A 13498-nucleotide genomic window follows, 5' to 3' on the forward strand; every position below is an offset into this window, starting at 1 on the left:
GAAACTGTGTTGTACACCGTATAGCCAAGCTATACGGTGTACGGCATGTCCACATCCCAAGGCCACCCCCAGCGCTGGCTGATTCTCGGCGTCATCTGCCTCGCGCAGCTCACCGTGCTGCTCGACAACACCGTCCTGAACGTGGCCATCCCCTCGCTCACCCGCGAGCTGCACGCGACCACCTCGGACATCCAGTGGATGATCAACGCGTACTCGCTGGTCCAGTCCGGCCTGCTGCTCACCGCGGGCAGCGCCGCCGACCGCTACGGCCGCAAGAAGATGCTGATCACCGGGCTCGTCCTGTTCGGCGCCGGTTCGCTGGTGGCCGGACTCGCGGACAGCACCGGCCAGCTGATCGCCGCGCGGGCCGGCATGGGCATAGGCGGCGCGCTGCTGATGACCACCACGCTGGCCGTGGCGATGCAGATCTTCGCGCCCGAGGAGCAGGCGAAGGCGATCGGCATCTGGAGCGCGGTCAACGCGCTCGGGTTCGCCGGCGGGCCGCTGATAGGCGGCTTCGTGCTCGACCACTTCTGGTGGGGCGCGATCTTCCTGATCAACCTGCCGGTCGCGGCGCTGGCCGTGGTCGCGGTGGTGATCCTCGTGCCCGAGTCCAAGAACCCGCGCGGCGAGCGGCCGGACCTGATCGGCGCGGTGCTGTCCACTGTCGGCATGGCCTCGCTCGTCTACGCGATCATCTCCGGGCCCGGCCACGGCTGGACGTCGGCGCGGGTGCTGCTCACGGCGGCCGTCGCGGTGCTGGTGCTGGGCGCCTTCGCCTGGTGGGAGAACCGGACCGAGGAGCCGATGCTCGACATCCACTTCTTCCGGGACCGGCGGTTCACCGGCGCGGTCGCCGGGGCCGTGCTCATCGTGTTCGGCATGGGCGGCGCGCTGTTCCTGCTCACCCAGCACCTCCAGTTCGTCCTCGGCTACGAACCGCTGGAGGCCGGTCTGCGGACCGCCCCGCTGGCGCTGACGGTCGTGGCGCTCAACTTCAGCGGGCTGTCCGCGAAGTGGGCGGCGCGGCTGGGCACGCCGGCGTCGATCGCGCTGGGCATGGTGTGCATGTCCGCGGGCCTGGTGTCGATCGCGGAGCTGGACTCCGGCGGCTACGCGGGGACGCTGATCGGGCTGCTGCTGATCGGCGCGGGGTGCGCGGTGGCGAACCCGGCGATGGCGCACGCCATCATGAGCGCCATCCCGCCGGAGAAGGCGGGGGTGGGCGCCGGCATCAACGGCACGCTGGCGGAGTTCGGGAACGGTCTCGGTGTGGCCGTCCTCGGTGCCGTGCTCAGCGCGTCCGTGGCGTCGGGCGAGTCGCTGTCCGTCGGACTGGGCACGGGTCAGCTGGTGGGGGCCGTCGCCGTGCTGGTCGGCGGGTTCGTGGCGGCCGGGCTCCTGCGGCGGGCGGAGCGGGTGTCCGCCTGACGACGCGGGGCCGTGCCGCACGCCGGCCCGGCCCGCCCCCCTTCGCGGCGGCAGCGGTCCTAGCATCTTGGAGAGCGAAGTGAGTGGGAGAAGGGTGCGCCGGTGACGAAGCAGGCAGGCCGGTCGGCGCGGGACAGCGTCTGGCTGGAGGGCAAGCCCCGGCGCGGGGGACGCGGCGGGCAGCCCTCCGGCCTCGACCGGGAGCGGATCACCGGCACGTCGGTGCGGCTGCTGGACGCCGAGGGGCTCGCCAAGTTCTCCATGCGCCGGCTGGCCGCCGAGCTGAACGTGACCGCGATGTCCCTGTACTGGTACGTCGACACCAAGGACGACCTGCTCGAACTCGCCCTGGACGCGGTCTACGCCGAGCTGAAGCTGCCCGACCCGGACGACACCGGCGAGGACTGGCGCGAGCAGCTGCGGGAGCTGGCCACCGCCTACCGGCAGCTGCTGGTCCGCCACCCCTGGCTGTCGCCGCTGGCCGGGCGCTTCCTCAACATCGGCCCGCACTCGCTCGCGTTCTCCCGCGCCGTGCAGCGGGTCGTCCGCCGGGCGGGGCTGCCCGCGCACGGGGTGACCGGGGCGATCTCGGCCGTCTTCCAGTTCGTCTACGGCTACGGCACGATCGAGAGCCACTTCCTGACCCGGATCGAGGACACCGGCCTGTCCCCTGAGGAGTACTTCGAGCAGGCCATGGCCCTGGTGGACGAGGTCCCCGGGACCGCCGAGATCATCGGGGAGTCCAAGGACATCATGGCGGCGCGCGGCGGCGACACGGTGGCCGAGATGCTGGACCGCGACTTCACGTTCGCGCTGGACCTGCTGGTCGCCGGTATCGAGGCGATGGTCGCCCGGGGCTGACTAGTCCTCCTGGACGAGCCGTGCCGGGAACCCGCCGGTCGCCACCGGTCCCCACCGCCGCGGGGTCACCCGGATGATGGATTTCCCCTGCTTGATCATGGCCTGCCGGTACTCGTCCCAGTCGGGGTGCTCGCCGGCGATGTTGCGGTAGTACTCGACCAGGGGTTCGACGGAGTCCGGGGCGTCGATGACCTCGGCCGTGCCGTCGATCTGCACCCAGGGGCCGTTCCAGTCGTCGCTGAGGACGACGAGGCTGACCCGCTCGTCCCGCTTGGCGTTGCGCGTCTTGGCCCGCTCCGGGTAGGTGGAGACCACGATCCGCCCGGAGTCGTCCACCCCGCAGGTCAGCGGGGACGCCTGCGGGGAGCCGTCGGACCGGCGGGTGATCAGCAGGGCCCGGTGCCGGGGCCGTACGAAGTCCAGCAGCTCGTCCAGCGGTACACGGGTGTTGGTAGCGATGTTCGGTGCCATGGGGGGCAGCCTAGGGGCAGCGCGTGCCCCCGTGGCTGACCCCGCTGTGCCTACGCCTGGGGGAGCGAGTCGCCCTGCACGGCCTGGATGTCCAGCTCCACCCTCAGGGTGGTGCCGATGGCGGCGATGCCCGCCTGGAGGACCTGGTTGTAGTTCATCGCGAAGTCCTCGCGGCGCAGTTCGGCGGTGGCCCGGAACGCGGCTCGGGTGCCGCCCCAGGGGTCGGCACCGGTGCCCAGGTAGGCGAGGTCCAGGTCCACCGGTCGTACGACGCCGTGCAGGGACAGTTCGCCGTGCACGGTCCAGCGGTCGGAGCCGGCCTGGGTCAGGCCGGTCGAGTGGTAGGTGATCTCCGGGTGCCGCTCGACGTCCAGGAAGTCCGCGGAGCGCAGATGCGTGTCGCGCATGCCGTTGCCGGTGTCGACGGAGGCCGCCCGGATCACCGCCTCCACCCGTGACTTGGCAATGTCGTCGGGGGCGATCTCGATGGTGCCGCCGAACTCCGTGAACCGGCCGTGCACGCTGGAGATGCCCAGGTGCTGGGCGACCGCGGCGACGGAGGAGTGCGCCGGGTCGATGGTCCAGGGTCCGGGCGGCGGCAGCTCGGTGCCGCCCTGCCGGGCCAGCGTGACCGTGCCGACCTCGGCCCGGCCGCTGGCGGTGACGATCGCGGAGGAGGCCGCGGGCGCGTAGCCGACGGCCGTCACGATCACGGTGTACGCCCCCGGCGCCAGCTCGGTGGTGTCCCGTACGGCTCCCTCGTGATCCGCCTCGGCGCGCAGCACCTGCGTGCCGGTCATGTCGGTCACCGTGACGACCGCGTGCGACACGGCCCACCCGTCCCGCGTACGGATCTTCGCGGTCAGTCCCATCCCGTTTCTCCCTGAAAAAGGCTCAAAAATTGCTCGTACGAGACCGGCCCGCGGCGGGCGCGCCCTCCGCTCAGGGCGCGCACCGCCACGGGCCGGGGTGTGCCTACTCGCCGGGGTGGGCGAGTTCGATGTCGTGGCCGTCCACGCCGGGGCCGGTCACGGTCAGCGCGGTGGCCACCGGCGGGTAGCCGGTCGCGATGACGGTGTACTCGCCGCCGTCCAGGTCGGTGAAGGCGTACGCCCCGTCCGCACCGGTGGTGGCGGTGCCGACCACGTTGCCCGCCTGGTCGACCAGGGTGACCCGGGCGTCGGCCAGCGGGCCGTGCGGGGCCCGGACGACACCCTGGACCTGCGCGCCGGCGTCCAGGTCGACCTCGACCCGGGTGACGCCGGTGGCGCCGACCTCGACCGGCAGGGCCCGCGGCCGGTACCCGCTCGCGTTGACCGCGACGGTCACCGTGCCGGGCACCAGGTCGGTGAGAGCGAAGTCGCCCTGCTCCCCGGTGGCGGCGGTGGCCAGCAGGTCGCCGCGCACATCGGTGACGATCACCATCGCGTCCTTGACCGGCAGCGCGCTTCCGGCGGCCCGGACCACACCGGTCAGCCCGCTGGTGCCGCTGAGCAGGATGTCGTACGACACCGGCTCCTCGCCCACCACGATGGTGGAGGCCTGCGGCTGGTAGCCGTCGGCGGAGGCGATCAGGACGTAGCTGCCGGTGCCCGGGGCGTCGAGCGCGTAGGAGCCGTCGGCCTGGGCGACCGAGCGGCCCAGCTGGCGGCCGGACAGCGAGATCAGGGTGACCGCGGCCTGCGGGACCGGGGCGCTCTCGGCGCCGCGGACGAAGCCGTGCACCGGGGTGCCGCCGTGGCCCGCGCCGGGCTCGGCGACCGTGGCGACGGCCGCCATGGGCCGGGTGTCGGCGACGGTGCCGTCGGACGCGGCCGGGGCGGTCTGGGCGACCGCGGCCGGGACCGGGGCCTGGGCCGCGGTGGCCGCGGCGGCGGCCGGGGCCTCGGCCTGGGCCGGGGCGGCGTCGGTGGACTGCGCGAGCGCGCCCTTGGTCTTCAGCGGGACCTCCTTGATGAACAGCGTGATCAGGAAGGCAATGGCGGCGAGGCAGCCGGCGATGATGAAGACGTCGGCGATGCCGTGGCCGTAGGCGCTCTCCATCAGCGTCCGGATGGGCGCCGGGAGCTTGTCCATGTCCGGGATGCTGTCGGTCGAACCGGAGCTGCCGGCCAGCGCGGCCTGGGACTTCGGGTCCAGCGCGGAGACGCCGTCCTGGACGTAGTGGGTGATCCGGCGGGACATCACGGCACCGAGCGCGGAGACGCCGACCGCACCGCCGAGGGAGCGGAAGAAGGTGACCGTGGAGCTGGCCGAGCCGAGGTCGGAGGGAGCCACCTGGTTCTGCGTGGCGAGTACCAGGTTCTGCATCATCATGCCGATGCCGAGACCCAGCAGGGCCATGAAGATGGCCATCTTCCAGTAGTCCGTGTCGTACCGGATGCCGCCGAGCAGCAGCAGCCCGGCCGTGACCAGCACGCCACCGCTGACCAGCCACGCCTTCCAGCGGCCGGTACGGGTGATGAACTGACCCGAGACGGTCGAGGAGACGAACAGACCGCCGATCATCGGGATGGTCATGACGCCCGACATGGTCGGGGACTTGTCGCGGGCCAGCTGGAAGTACTGGCTGAAGAACACGGTGCCGGAGAACATCGCGATACCGACGAACAGCGAGGCGAGCGACGCCAGCGTGATCGTGCGGTTCTTGAACAGGCGCAGCGGGATGATCGGCTCGCCCGCCTTGGACTCCACGAGCACGAACAGCGCGCCGAGGACGATCGAACCGCCGACCATCGCGTAGGTCTGCCAGGACAGCCAGTCGTACTTGTCACCCGCGAAGGTGACCCAGACCAGCAGCAGGGAGACGGCGGCGGCGATCAGGGTCGCGCCGCCCCAGTCGACCTTGACCTGGCGCTTGACCACGGGCAGGTGCAGGGTCTTCTGCAGCACGATCAGCGCGATGATCGCGAAGGGCACACCGACGTAGAAGCACCAGCGCCAGCCCAGCCAGGAGGTGTCGGTGATGACACCGCCGAGCAGCGGGCCGCCGACGGTGGCGACGGCGAAGGTGGCGCCGAGGTAGCCGGAGTACCGGCCGCGCTCGCGCGGGGAGATCATCGCCGCCATCACGATCTGCGCCAGGGCGGACAGACCGCCGACGCCGATGCCCTGGAACACCCGGAAGGTGATGAGCATGCCGGGGTTCTGCGACAGGCCGGCCGCCATGGAGGCGACCACGTATATGACGAGGGCTATCTGGACGAGAGCCTTCTTGCTGTACAGGTCGGCGAGCTTGCCCCACAGGGGAGTGGCCGCGGTCATCGACAGCAGGGCGGCCGTGACCACCCAGGTGTAGGCGGACTGGCCGCCGCCGAGGTCCCCGATGATCTCCGGCAGGGCGTTGGAGACGATCGTGGACGACAGGATCGCCACGAACATGCCGAGCAGCAGCCCGGACAGGGCCTCCATGATCTGCCGGTGCGTCATCGGGGCGTCGGCTTGGCCTCCCCCGTGCTTGGCGTGAGCCCGCACACCGGCTGGTGTGGTCGTTGCCATGGGCTTCCTTTTCTTACGTGCTTGCGGGTGTACGGGTGGTCTCTTCGACTACGGGGGCGGGGATCCGGACCGGGGCGGACCGGCAGTCGCCGAACGAGTCGCGCAGTCGCGTCATCAGCCGGATCAGCTGGCCGACCTCGTCGTCGGTCCAGTCCGCCAGCCGCTCGGCGAGCAGATGCGTGGTCCGCCGGGACAGCTCGTCGAGCTGCTCCAGACCCTCCGGGGTCAGGCGCAGGATGCGCGACCGCTTGTCCGCCGGGTCCGGGAGCCGCTCGATCCAGCCGCGCGCGGCCACGTGCGCGACATGCCGGCTGGTGACCGACATGTCCACGGCGAGCAGTTCCGCGAGCTTGCTCATGCGCATGTCGCCGTGGCGGCCGAGCAGGGTCAGCACGGCGGCCGAGCCTGCCGGGCAGTCGGGCGGCAGGATGCGCCCCATGTCCCGTTTCACGGCCCCGACGGCACTGAGCTGACGCGCCAGCTCTTCAAACTGCGCCCGCTCGGCCATCACACCTCCCGTATTCGTTGCTTGGGGCAACCATAGGACTGTTTGGTTGCTGAAGGCAAACAATCATGGGTGTGGTCGCTGCAAAAACTTGGCAAAGGCAAGTATTGCGAACGTAAATGTGCAGGTGAGTGCGGGTGAGGTGCCCCCGTCTGTCCCGAAGGCCCCGCACTTGGGCCGGTCACCTGGATTCGCTAGGGTCTCGGGGCATGGCTAACACCCAGGGCCCCCAGGGCAATTACGACCCCGCAGGCAGCACCCAGATGTTCCGCGCCTTCGTCGACGAGGCGCCCCAGGGGCGGCAGCGGCAGGCGGCGGCCTCCTCCGGCCCCCGGGTCGGTGTGATCGTCGGCGTCATCGTGGCGCTCGTCGTGGTGGCCGGCGTCGCCTGGCTGGCGCTGAAGTAGGGACCGGCCCGTAAGGACTCACTCCCAGTCGACCGAGACCTCACGCGTCTCGATACGCATACCGAGCGGCACCCTCCAGGCGTCCACGCACACCGTCCACACCGGGCTCTTCCGCGCGCCCGGAGTGAGCGGCACCGGCAGCGGAACGGTCGACTCCACCGTCCCCCAGTCCACGCCGAGCGCGCCGACGATGTGCGTCCCGAACGTCACCGAGCCCGAACGCACTGCTGTACCACCGGAGTTGTGGAAGGCGACGGTCACCTCCTGGCACCACCGCCGGCTGGTGCCCTCGGCCACCGGCTCCCCCCAGGACAGCGCGGCGGGCGTCGTACGTCCGGGCGCCGGGCTGCCGGGCGGGCCGGGCCGCGAGGGCGTGGCGGCCGGTGGCGCCGAGTCGGCCGGTGGCGGCGGTGTCGTCCTGCGGCCGTCCTGTCCACCGCTCGTTCCGGGGGCGCCCGGAGCCGTTCCGTGCGGGCTCGCCGTGCCGCCCCGGGATGTCGGCGCACCGGTGCTCGCGCGACCGGCCGGACCTCGCGTGCGCGCCGCCGGACCTTGTGCGCGCGCCACCGGGTCGCTCGCGTGCGGGGCCTCCCCTCCGCTCGCCCCGCCCGCCGCGGGCCCGTCCAGCGGCACCAGCGTCACCGGCTCCGTCGGCGCCACGGCCGTCGGCCCGCCCCGGCCCGCGCCGACCGCGGTGTAACCGTCGCCCGGTCCGTCGCCCCCGCACGCGGCCACCACCGCGCCCAGGACGACGACGGCCGCCGACGCCGCCGTGACGGCGCCCCGGCGGCCGCGTGTCCATGCCGTCGTGTGCGGTACCCCGATACGCAGCATCCGCACATGGTGGCTGACGATGTGTCAGATGGGAAGCGGGGGGAGGGCCTCAGTCCGAGATCAGGCCCTCGCGCAGCTGGGCCAGCGTCCGGGTCAGCAGCCGGGAGACGTGCATCTGGGAGATGCCGACCTCCTCGCCGATCTGCGACTGCGTCATGTTGGCGAAGAAGCGCAGCATGATGATCCGGCGCTCCCGGGGCGGGAGTTTCGCCAGCAGGGGCTTGAGGGACTCGCGGTACTCCACGCCCTCCAGCGCCGTGTCCTCGTAGCCGAGCCGGTCGGCCAGCGAGCCCTCGCCGCCGTCGTCCTCGGGGGCCGGGGAGTCGAGGGAGGAGGCGGTGTAGGCGTTGCCGACCGCGAGGCCGTCGACCACGTCCTCCTCGGAGACACCGAGCACGGCGGCCAGTTCGGTGACCGTGGGCGAGCGGTCCAGCTTCTGGGACAGCTCGTCGCTGGCCTTGGTCAGGGCCAGGCGCAGCTCCTGGAGGCGCCGCGGCACCCGCACGGACCACGAGGTGTCCCGGAAGAACCGCTTGATCTCGCCGACCACGGTGGGCATCGCGAACGTCGGGAACTCCACGCCCCGCTCGCAGTCGAACCGGTCGATCGCCTTGATCAGGCCGATGGTGCCGACCTGGACGATGTCCTCCATCGGTTCGTTGCGGGAGCGGAAGCGGGCCGCCGCGTACCGGACCAGCGGGAGGTTCAGCTCGATCAGGGTGTCCCGGACGTACGCCCGCTCGGGGCTGTCCTGCTCCAGCGCGGCCAGGCGCAGGAACAGTGACCGGGACAGGGTGCGGGTGTCGATGTTCGCCGCCGTCTGCGGGGCCGGGAGCGTTTCGGCGGACGGGCCGACGGCCTGGGCCGGCACGGTGTCGAGGGCCGGCACGGCTTCGAGGGCCGTGACACCCTCGAAGCCGTCGAGGACGTCGAGAGCGTCGAGCTCCTTGGGCGCTGCCTCGCTCTTCGTGGGCGTCAGCACCTTCGAGCTGCCCTGGTCTGCGGACATGCCACCCCCTTTGGGTCGCGGGACGGTCGCGGCGGCGCCGTCTTCGAGCAACGCAGCCTTCACCTGAATACCGGAGCCGGAGCCACGGCAAACGCGCTTCCCGCAGAATGTCACATGTCGGCAACGCGCTGTACCGACATGTCGACATGCGAATGGCGAATCACCCCTGGAGAAAAGGGGTCTGACGGTGTTTCCGACCGTGTCTGTCGGCATCCGCCCTGGTGAGCGATTCGCTCGCGCCGGTTACCGATCGATCGGGTTTGCGATGCAGCGCCGTCGGTGCCGTGCTTCCGTGCGCCCGTCATGCACCAGGCGAACACCCGGCGTGCTCCCGGCCGGTGCGGAGGAGTTCGCGTACCGTTCGCCGGTCACGCGTCGATGCGGTTCGCGGAGCGCAGCCGCTGGAAGCTGCGCGCGAGCAGCCGGGAGACGTGCATCTGGGAGACGCCGAGTTCGGCGCTGATCTGGGACTGGGTCAGGTTGCTGTAGTAGCGCAGCAGCAGGATGCGCTGTTCCCGCTCGGGGAGCTGGACGAGGAGGTGGCGGACCAGGTCGCGGTGCTCGACGCCGTCCAGGGCCGGGTCCTCGTAGCCGATCCGGTCCAGCAGGCCGGGCAGTCCGTCGCCCTCCTGGGCGGCCTCCAGCGAGGTGGCGTGGTAGGAGCGTCCCGCCTCGATGCAGCTGAGCACCTCCTCCTCGCTGATCCGCAGCCGCTCGGCGATCTCGGCGGTGCTCGGGGAGCGGCCGTAGAGCGTGGTCAGGTCCTCGGTCGCGCTGTTGACCTGCACCCACAGCTCGTGCAGCCGGCGCGGGACGTGGACGGTGCGGACGTTGTCGCGGAAGTAGCGCTTGATCTCGCCGACCACGGTGGGCATCGCGAAGGTCGGGAACTGCACGCCCCGGTCCGGGTCGAACCGGTCGATGGCGTTGATCAGGCCGATGGTGCCGACCTGGACGACGTCCTCCATCGGCTCGTTGCGGGAGCGGAAGCGGGCGGCGGCGTAGCGTACGAGCGGGAGGTTCGCCTCGATCAGCGCCCCGCGCACCCGGTTGTGCTCCGGCGTGCCGGGGGTCAGCTGCTTCAGTTCGGTGAAGAGCACCTGGGTCAGGGCGCGGGTGTCCGCGCCACGGCGCTTTCCGGGGGCCGACGGGGTCGGGGACGCCGCCTCGTCCTGAGGGGGCGCAGTACTGGCCGACACGGTCAACGCCACCTCTTCATCCGTCAATCATCCGTCAAAAGCGGTCATAGCATCACAAGACATGTGCACTGTGTGCAAGCACCTGATAACGCCGTGTTGTCGCCGGACAACGACAAGTTGACGCGTGGCTGGCCATGCGAAAGCCCCCCGCCGGAAACGTCCGGCGGGGGGCTTTCGAGGGACCGGGGCTCAGAACTCGTAGTCGGCGATCACCCAGGTGGCGAACTCGCGCCACTGCGCGCCGGCCGCCTGGTGGGCCGGGTGCTCCAGATAGCGCTTGAGGGCGTCGGCGTCGTCGACGGCCGAGTTGATCGCGAAGTCATAGGCGATGGGCCGGTCGCTGATGTTCCACGCGCACTCCCAGAACCGCACCTCCTCGATCTGCCCGCCGAGGGCCCGGAAGGCCTCGACGCCCGCGACAACCCGCGGATCGTCGCGCTCGACACCCTCGTTGAGCTTGAAGAGGACCAGATGACGGATCATGGGGGGTACCTCAGCTCTTTCCTCCGTTGGCGGCCCAGGTCATGAAGTCCCCGATGGCCCCGGCCGCGTCCGATATGCCTTCGAACCCTATCTGGACGTAGTCGGCGGCCTTGGCCGGGTCCGTGATGATCACGTACAGCGCGAAGACCACCAGTACGTACACGGCGATCTTCTTGACGTTCACCGCCACCACGGCCTCCCCTGTACCGGGCCCCGAGGCCCCCTGCTGCCGGCCGCGAGTGTAACCTCCGGGCCCCGCGCGCCGGACCGACAGCCCGCCGGCGCCCGTCCGTTGTGATCCGGAACACGCGAAAGGCCCCGCCGGACGGCGGGGCCTTTCGAAGAGCGGTAGCGGAGGGATTTGAACCCTCGGTGACTTGCGCCACACTCGCTTTCGAGGCGAGCTCCTTCGGCCGCTCGGACACGCTACCGAGGGAGACCCTACAGCACGGGGCGGCATGGATCGAAATCGATATCCCCGGCGGCGGTCCGCTGATGCCGTTCAGCGGTCCCGGAAGAACTCCGTGAGCGGCCGGGCGCACTCGGCGGCGAGGACGCCCTCGATCACCTCCGGGCGGTGGTTGAGCCGCCGGTCGCGGATCACGTCCCACAGGGACCCGGCGGCGCCCGCCTTGTCGTCCCGGGCGCCGTAGACCACCCGGTCCACCCGGGACTGGACGAGGGCCCCGGCGCACATCGTGCACGGTTCCAGGGTCACCACGAGCGTGCAGCCGGTCAGCCGCCACTCGCGTGCCCGCCGCCCGGCGCCCGCCGCCTCGTTCAGGGCGGCGGCGGCCCGCCGGATGGCGAGGATCTCCGCGTGGGCCGTGGGATCGCCGGTGGCCTCACGCTCGTTGTGCCCGACGCCGAGCACCGTCGTACCGTCCGGGGACAGCACGACGGCGCCGACGGGGACGTCGCCGCCCCGGACGGCCAGACCGGCCTGGTCCAGGGCGAGCCGCATCGCCGCCCGCCAGCGGTCCCGAACCGGGTCCGGGGTGCCCTCGGGGCTCCGCACCGGGTCCGGGGTGTCCTGCGGATTCCGTGCCGTGGTCAGCGGACGGTCTCCAGCACCTCCGAGGCGCCCAGCGCCTCGGCGATCGTGCCCAGCGCGTCGTCGGCGTCCAGGGAACGCAGCTCCTTCTCGCTGATGCCCAGGTCGTCGAGGATGCCGCTGTCGCCCACCGGGCTGTGCGGCACCGCGTCGGCGGCGCCGACCTCCTCGTCGTCGTCCTCGGACTCGCCGTCCTCGGTGCCGTCGAGGTCGAGGGCGTCCAGGTCCGGGCCGTCGTCCGCGCCGGGCTCCCGGCCGAGCAGCTCGTCGGTGAGCAGCAGCTCCCCGTACGCGCTGCGGCGGGCGGCGGCGGCGTCCGAGACGTAGATGCGAGGGTCGTCCTCGCCGTCCACGCGGACGACGCCGAACCAGGAGTCCTCCTGTTCGATCAGGACGAGCACCGTGTCCTCGTCGGGAGAGGCTTCCCGGGCCAGGTCGGCCAGATCCGACAGGGTCTCCACATCGTCGAGCTCTGTGTCGCTCGCTTCCCACCCGTCTTCGGTGCGCGCGAGCAGTGCGGCGAAGTACACCGTGACTCTCCCACTGGTCATAGGCGTGCCGGTTGGGGGTCCCCCCGGCGGAGGTACTTGGGCGGAGAGAGCTGGGCTCCGAGCCCCACCCACTCGGAATCGTGGCAGAAACAAGGCGTTCAGGGGACGTCTTCGGCTCCCTGTGTCTGGCTGTTTCGATCGTGGATCCGTGATCGGCTCAGCAGCGCGCTCATTGCCGCCACCTGCGGATCGTACGCGGCTTTTCCCCGGGCTCACGCACGGCCGCCTCCCCAACACCGGTGCGGGCGCCGCTGTTCCGCGCCGGTTCCGGCCCCGCGGGACTACCAGCGGAACGTGCTCATCCGCAGCGCCTGGCGCAGCCGGGCGGCCTTGGTGCGCCGGGGCCGCACCCGGGCGCGCAGCTCCCGGGCCTCGGCGAGATCGCGCAGGAACCGGGCGCGCCGCCTGCGGCGTTCGGCGTCGGTCTCGGGTTTCTCGGGCTGGTCAGGCAGGTCGGACACGTCACACCACCCCACTCCGTCCCTTCCACTTTCCCCCGGACGGCCGGTTTGACGCCAGCGTGAGGGCGGCCGGAGGCGCAGGTACCGTTAGGAGCATGCGTCTCCATGTCGTCGACCACCCCTTGGTCGCTCACAAGCTCACCACGCTGCGCGACCAGCGCACCGACTCCGCGACCTTCCGGCGGCTCGCCGACGAGCTGGTCACCCTGCTCGCCTACGAGGCCACGCGGGACGTGCGCACCGAGACCGTCGACATCCAGACACCGGTCGCCCGCACCACGGGTGTGAAGCTGGCCCGCCCCCGTCCGCTGGTGGTGCCGATCCTGCGGGCCGGTCTCGGCATGCTGGACGGCATGGTCCGGCTGCTGCCGACCGCCGAGGTGGGCTTCCTGGGCATGATCCGCAACGAGGAGACGCTGGAGGCGTCCACGTACGCCTCGCGCATGCCGGAGGACCTGTCGGGCCGCCAGGTGTACGTGCTGGACCCGATGCTGGCCACGGGCGGCACCCTGGTCGCGGCGATCCAGGAACTGATCAAGCGCGGTGCGGACGATGTGACGGCCGTGGTGCTGCTGGCCGCTCCCGAGGGGGTCGCCGTGGTGGAGCGCGAGCTGGCGGGCACGCCGGTGACCGTGGTCACCGCGGCCGTCGACGACCACCTCGACGAGCAGGGGTACATCGTGCCGGGGCTCGGGGACGCGGGGGACCGGCTGTACGGGTCCGCCGAGTAGTTC

General features: G+C 71.5%; 16 protein-coding genes and 1 tRNA gene. 4 read left to right on the forward strand and 13 right to left on the reverse strand.

Features of this window, described 5'->3' with window-relative positions:
- Nucleotides 1-45: 45 nt before the first annotated feature.
- Both Srubr_RS32155 and Srubr_RS32160 read left to right on the forward strand, forming a co-directional pair.
- The gene (locus tag Srubr_RS32155; RefSeq protein ID WP_229926655.1) at nt 46-1431 is read left to right on the forward strand and encodes an MFS transporter; all 1386 of its coding nucleotides are present in this window, start codon (nt 46-48) and stop codon (nt 1429-1431) included.
- 102 nt (nt 1432-1533) lie between these two features.
- A complete protein-coding gene (locus Srubr_RS32160) occupies nt 1534-2292 on the forward strand; it encodes a TetR/AcrR family transcriptional regulator (RefSeq protein WP_189994733.1) in 759 nt (252 codons plus the stop codon).
- On the opposite strand, the gene Srubr_RS32165 is transcribed toward Srubr_RS32160, so the two are convergent.
- The 4 genes from Srubr_RS32165 to Srubr_RS32180 all read right to left on the reverse strand — a co-directional run bounded on the left by Srubr_RS32165 (nt 2293) and on the right by Srubr_RS32180 (nt 6769).
- Nucleotides 2293-2763, reverse strand: coding sequence for a PPOX class F420-dependent oxidoreductase (locus Srubr_RS32165; RefSeq protein ID WP_189994731.1), 471 nt, complete (start codon nt 2761-2763; stop codon nt 2293-2295).
- A 50-nt stretch (nt 2764-2813) separates the two neighbouring features.
- A complete protein-coding gene (locus Srubr_RS32170; RefSeq protein ID WP_189994729.1) occupies nt 2814-3635 on the reverse strand; it encodes a YceI family protein in 822 nt (273 codons plus the stop codon).
- A 103-nt stretch (nt 3636-3738) separates the two neighbouring features.
- Complete coding sequence (locus Srubr_RS32175; protein ID WP_461792042.1) at nt 3739-6192, reverse strand: MFS transporter; 2454 nt, start codon at nt 6190-6192, stop codon at nt 3739-3741.
- An 82-nt stretch (nt 6193-6274) separates the two neighbouring features.
- A complete protein-coding gene (locus tag Srubr_RS32180) occupies nt 6275-6769 on the reverse strand; it encodes a MarR family winged helix-turn-helix transcriptional regulator (RefSeq protein WP_189994724.1) in 495 nt (164 codons plus the stop codon).
- 206 nt (nt 6770-6975) lie between these two features.
- Here Srubr_RS32180 and Srubr_RS32185 point away from each other — a divergent pair, with 206 nt between their 5' ends.
- A complete protein-coding gene (locus Srubr_RS32185) occupies nt 6976-7173 on the forward strand; it encodes a hypothetical protein (protein WP_189994722.1) in 198 nt (65 codons plus the stop codon).
- 18 nt (nt 7174-7191) lie between these two features.
- Here Srubr_RS32185 and Srubr_RS32190 read toward each other — a convergent pair whose 3' ends face one another.
- From Srubr_RS32190 to Srubr_RS32230, 9 genes are all read right to left on the reverse strand, one after another.
- Nucleotides 7192-8007: a hypothetical protein gene (locus tag Srubr_RS32190; protein WP_189994720.1), complete on the reverse strand. Its 816-nt coding sequence runs from the start codon at nt 8005-8007 to the stop codon at nt 7192-7194.
- A 49-nt stretch (nt 8008-8056) separates the two neighbouring features.
- Nucleotides 8057-9016: an RNA polymerase sigma factor SigF gene (locus Srubr_RS32195; RefSeq protein ID WP_189994718.1), complete on the reverse strand. Its 960-nt coding sequence runs from the start codon at nt 9014-9016 to the stop codon at nt 8057-8059.
- 368 nt (nt 9017-9384) lie between these two features.
- Nucleotides 9385-10221 carry an RNA polymerase sigma factor SigF gene (locus Srubr_RS32200; RefSeq protein ID WP_189995297.1) on the reverse strand — a complete coding sequence of 279 codons (837 nt, stop codon included), beginning with the start codon at nt 10219-10221 and terminating at the stop codon, nt 9385-9387.
- 183 nt (nt 10222-10404) lie between these two features.
- Complete coding sequence (locus tag Srubr_RS32205) at nt 10405-10698, reverse strand: Dabb family protein (protein ID WP_030618512.1); 294 nt, start codon at nt 10696-10698, stop codon at nt 10405-10407.
- A 10-nt stretch (nt 10699-10708) separates the two neighbouring features.
- The gene (locus Srubr_RS32210) at nt 10709-10888 is read right to left on the reverse strand and encodes a hypothetical protein (RefSeq protein WP_030786078.1); all 180 of its coding nucleotides are present in this window, start codon (nt 10886-10888) and stop codon (nt 10709-10711) included.
- Between the two features lie 156 nt (nt 10889-11044).
- A tRNA-Ser gene (locus tag Srubr_RS32215) sits at nt 11045-11129 on the reverse strand.
- Nucleotides 11130-11200: 71 nt separating this feature from the next.
- Nucleotides 11201-11662 carry a tRNA adenosine(34) deaminase TadA gene (gene tadA, locus Srubr_RS32220; RefSeq protein WP_229926678.1) on the reverse strand — a complete coding sequence of 154 codons (462 nt, stop codon included), beginning with the start codon at nt 11660-11662 and terminating at the stop codon, nt 11201-11203.
- 89 nt (nt 11663-11751) lie between these two features.
- Nucleotides 11752-12282 (reverse strand): tRNA adenosine deaminase-associated protein, encoded by a 531-nt coding sequence (locus Srubr_RS32225; protein ID WP_189995295.1) that lies wholly within the window; start codon nt 12280-12282, stop codon nt 11752-11754.
- 302 nt (nt 12283-12584) lie between these two features.
- Nucleotides 12585-12764 carry a hypothetical protein gene (locus Srubr_RS32230; RefSeq protein WP_030786069.1) on the reverse strand — a complete coding sequence of 60 codons (180 nt, stop codon included), beginning with the start codon at nt 12762-12764 and terminating at the stop codon, nt 12585-12587.
- A gap of 95 nt (nt 12765-12859) precedes the next feature.
- Between Srubr_RS32230 and upp the strand changes: the two genes are divergently transcribed.
- A complete protein-coding gene (gene upp, locus Srubr_RS32235; RefSeq protein ID WP_189994714.1) occupies nt 12860-13495 on the forward strand; it encodes a uracil phosphoribosyltransferase in 636 nt (211 codons plus the stop codon).
- Nucleotides 13496-13498: the final 3 nt, after the last annotated feature.

Source organism: Streptomyces rubradiris, from assembly GCF_016860525.1.
In the GTDB taxonomy this organism is placed as follows: Bacteria; Actinomycetota; Actinomycetes; order Streptomycetales; family Streptomycetaceae; genus Streptomyces; species Streptomyces rubradiris.